Raw genomic sequence first — 3685 nt, forward strand, 5'->3', positions numbered from 1 at the left:
AGGCGGGTGCAGTAGTCGTCGATAACTCCAGCGCTTTCCGTATGGAACCGCAAGTGCCTTTAGTAGTTCCGGAAGTAAATCCAGAGGCGGCAGCCGACCATCGCGGCATTATCGCCAATCCCAACTGCACAACTATTTTGATGTCTGTCGCGGTTTGGCCTTTGCATCGGGTACAGCCAGTCAAACGGATGGTAGCGGCAACCTATCAATCTGCCAGCGGTGCAGGAGCTAGGGCAATGGAGGAAGTGAAAGAGCAAGCTAAGGCGATTTTGGCAGGCGAAACACCCCAAAAGGAAATATTTCCCTACCCATTGGCGTTTAATTTATTTCCCCACAACTCTAAGTTGAACAAATTGGGGTATTGTGAAGAAGAAATGAAAATGGTCAACGAGACGCGCAAGATCTTCGGCTCTCCAGAGATGAGAATTACGGCAACTTGCGTGCGAGTTCCCGTGCTGCGGGCGCACTCGGAAGCGATTAATCTAGAATTCGATCGACCTTTTTCTGTAGAAAAGGCGCGGGACATTCTCAGTCAGGCTCCGGGCGTGCGCTTAGTAGAAGATTGGCAGGCAAATTACTTCCCGATGCCCATAGAAGCCAGCGGTAAAGATGAGGTTTTAGTGGGGAGAATTCGTGAAGATATTTCTAACCCAGGTGGATTGGAATTTTGGCTTTCAGGAGACCAAATTCGCAAAGGCGCAGCATTAAATGCAGTGCAAATAGCAGAACTGTTGGTAGCAAAAAATTGGGTTCGGAAAGCAGCAGCGGCTGTTTCTGTTTAATTATCGTCATTTTAAGTAAGGATTTTGGATAAATTATTATTCTAAAATCCAAAATCTAAAATCCAAAATCTAAAATCTGTTGTTGAGGAGTTATTAAGAGTGTGGTAAGGTTTGGAAGAGTTGTAACGGCAATGATTACGCCGTTTAAACAAGACGGCAGCGTAGATTATGCTGTGGCAGAGCAGCTGGCAATCCATCTGGTAGATAACGGTTCGGAAGGCTTGGTAGTGTGCGGTACTACTGGCGAATCGCCAACGTTAACTTGGTCAGAAGAATACGAACTATTTCAGGTAGTAAAAAAGGCAGTAGGCGGTAAAGCAAAAGTGCTGGCAGGCACAGGTTCAAATTCGACAAGCGAAGCGATCGCAGCTACGCAAAAAGCCGCTAAGATAGAATTAGATGGTTCTTTGCAAGTTGTTCCGTACTACAACAAACCACCGCAAGAAGGGCTGTACCGGCATTTTGAAGCGATCGCGCAATCCACACCCGATCTGCCGATAATGCTTTACAACGTACCGGGTCGCACCGGTCAAGATCTGTTGCCAGAAACAGTTGCCCGCTTAGCTAAAATTCCCAATATCGTTGCCATTAAAGAAGCTAGCGGCAATCTGGATCGGGCAAGCCAAACAAAATGTTTAACTCCTCCGGAATTTGAGATATATTCAGGGGACGATTCCCTCACTTTACCAATGCTTGCAGTTGGCGGTGTAGGTGTAGTAAGTGTAGCCAGTCATGTGGTGGGAACGCAGTTAAAACAAATGATTGAAGCTTTTTTTGCAGGTAAAACTCAAGAAGCATCTCAGATACATTTGCAACTTTTTCCACTGTTTAAAGCTCTGTTTGCCACAACTAATCCGATTCCAGTAAAAGCAGCTTTGAAACTCCAAGGTTGGGATGTAGGTAGCCCCCGCCTACCTTTAAGCGAAGCAAGTACTGAAATTACTGAAAAATTAAAAGCTGTGCTAAAAGATCTTTCTCTGCTATAGCAGACACGATACTTATGCCAAGTTTTTAAACAACTGAATAATTTAGCTAATGGCTAATAGCTAATGGCTCGCAGTTCGCAGTTCATAGTTACTAACAATGAACGACGTTCGACGAACGATTGGCAACAGCAACTTTTTGAAACTTATCGTAAGGATGCAAATGACTAAAAACGGCAATTCCCCAACTATCAAAATTATTCCTCTCGGCGGTCTGCACGAGATTGGCAAGAATACTTGCGTGTTCGAGTACGACGATGAAATCGTGCTATTAGATGCGGGATTGGCTTTTCCCACTGAGGGAATGCACGGAGTCAACATTGTTTTGCCAGATTTGACTTATCTGCGGGAAAATCGCCACAAAATTAAGGGCATGATAGTCACCCACGGTCACGAAGACCACATCGGCGGCATTCCCTATCACCTCAAACAATTTGATATTCCGGTGATTTATGGCCCGCGTTTGGCGATGGCTTTGTTGCAAGGTAAACTGGAAGAAGCGGGTGTTGCTAACCGCACGGAACTGCGATCGGTTATGCCTCGCGACATTGTTCGCATCGGTTCTTACTTTTTCGCGGAATTCATTCGCAATACTCACTCGATTTCCGATAGCTTTACTGTCGCCATTCACACCCCGGCTGGCGTCATCATTCACACAGGTGATTTTAAAATTGACCACACTCCCGTGGATGGTGAATTTTTCGATCTGCAAAAGCTAGCCGAACACGGCGAAAAGGGCGTTCTGTGCTTGATTAGCGATTCCACCAATTCGGAAGTTCCCGGTCAAACGCCTTCGGAAAGGTCAGTTTATCCGAATTTAGACCGGATTTTCTCCCAAGCACCGGGACGCTTGATGGTGACGACATTCGCTTCTTCGGTACACCGGATCGGTATGATTTTAGAACTGGCGAAGAAGCACAATCGGGTGGTATCGGTCATCGGTAGATCGATGCTGAATGTGATTGCCCACGCTCGCAATCTCGGTTATGTAAAATGTGAAGACAATTTGCTGCAACCTTGGCACACTGTCCGCAGCTTACCCGATGAGAAAATTCTGATTTTGACAACCGGATCGCAAGGGGAACCGCTGGCGGCGATGACTCGGATTGCCAATCAAGAACATCCCCATATTAAAATCCGCAAGGGCGATACGGTAGTTTTCTCGGCAAATCCCATTCCGGGAAATACGATCGCAGTTGTGACGACGATCGATAAATTGATGATGCAGGGTGCTAACGTCATCTACGGTAGAGATAAGGGCATTCACGTTTCCGGTCACGGTTGTCAGGAAGACCAAAAGCTGATGATCGCTTTGACTCGTCCCAAATTCTTTTTGCCGGTCCACGGGGAACACCGGATGCTGGTGCAGCACGCCAAGACTGCTCAAAATATGGGCATTCCAGCAGAAAATATGGTGATAATCGATAATGGCGATGTGGTGGAATTATCTGAGGATAGCATCCGCATTGGTGGCAAGGTTCCCGCAGGTATTCAACTGGTCGATAACGCCGGTCTTCTGCACGACAGTATTCTCAAGGAACGTCAGCAACTGGCAGAAGATGGTGTTGTGACTGTGGCTAGTGCGATCGATTGGGAAGGCAAACTGGTGGCTAAGCCGGAAGTACACTTAAGAGGTGTGGTCACTACAGTGGAACGGTCTTTGCTGCAAAAGCTTGTCCAGCAGACGATCGAAAACTTGTTGAACGATCGCTGGCAAGAATTCGCTCGTTCTTTTGATGGTGAAGAACTGGAAGTGGACTGGGCTGGTTTGCAAGTCCAAATCGAACAAGCGCTACAGCGACTGCTGCGCCGCGAACTCCAAAGTCGTCCTTTGCTGGTCTTCTTGATGCAAATTCCCGATGCACCACCTCCAGCTAAAGCTACAGGTCGTCGCCGTCGCGTCAAGAAGACCAGAGATCA

General features: G+C 47.1%; 3 protein-coding genes. All 3 read left to right on the forward strand.

Translation table 11 applies throughout. The annotated features are described in order from the left end of the window. Positions 1-782, forward strand: a 782-nt coding sequence (locus H6S82_RS23460; RefSeq protein WP_191056790.1) for an aspartate-semialdehyde dehydrogenase, incomplete at its 5' end; no start/stop codon positions are given. A 101-nt stretch (positions 783-883) separates the two neighbouring features. Then, on the forward strand, positions 884-1768 hold the full coding sequence (dapA, locus tag H6S82_RS23465) for a 4-hydroxy-tetrahydrodipicolinate synthase (RefSeq protein WP_190464366.1): 885 nt from the start codon (positions 884-886) through the stop codon (positions 1766-1768). 160 nt (positions 1769-1928) lie between these two features. Beyond that, a partial coding sequence (locus tag H6S82_RS23470) for a ribonuclease J (RefSeq protein ID WP_191056791.1) occupies positions 1929-3685 on the forward strand: 1757 nt, incomplete at its 3' end.

Origin of the sequence: Planktothrix sp. FACHB-1355 (genome assembly GCF_014748295.1) — a bacterium.
GTDB lineage: Bacteria > Cyanobacteriota > Cyanobacteriia > Cyanobacteriales > Aerosakkonemataceae > Aerosakkonema > Aerosakkonema funiforme_A.